1 pseudogene is annotated in these 384 nt (G+C 53.6%); it reads right to left on the bottom strand.

Annotation, left to right across the window (positions count from 1 at the left end):
- Positions 1-384, bottom strand: a pseudogene (locus tag QWI17_RS20090) (phosphomannomutase CpsG); the annotation flags it as partial.

The following is a 384-nucleotide window of genomic DNA, read 5'->3' as shown; positions in this document are numbered from 1 at the left end:
AAACGGCCATTCTCATCAAACAAGAAGCAGCGGTCGAAGTCGCCATCCCAGGCGATGCCCATATCGGCTTTATGTTCCAGCACGGCTGCGATGGTGTCGGCACGATTCTCTTCCAGAATAGGGTTGGGTATGCCATTGGGGAAGGTGCCGTCGGGCTGGTGGTGAATTTTTATAAACTCGACCGGTATGGATGCCGCTTTAAACTGTGTTTCCAGGGCATCTATAACATGTCCGGCCACGCCGTTACCGGCGTTGACAACCAGCCTCATCGGTTTAAGAGCTTGCAGGTCGATATAGCCTGCGAGATGCTCAACGTAGGCAGCCAGGGTGTCGGCTTTTTCGTAGCTGCCGCGATTCGCTTCATCAACTGCGGCAAAGTTGTTC

The organism is Gilvimarinus gilvus, assembly GCF_030518155.1.
Lineage (GTDB): Bacteria > Pseudomonadota > Gammaproteobacteria > Pseudomonadales > Cellvibrionaceae > Gilvimarinus > Gilvimarinus gilvus.
The sequence above is the reverse complement of the archived record's forward strand: the minus strand, read 5'-3'. Positions and strand labels throughout refer to the sequence as shown.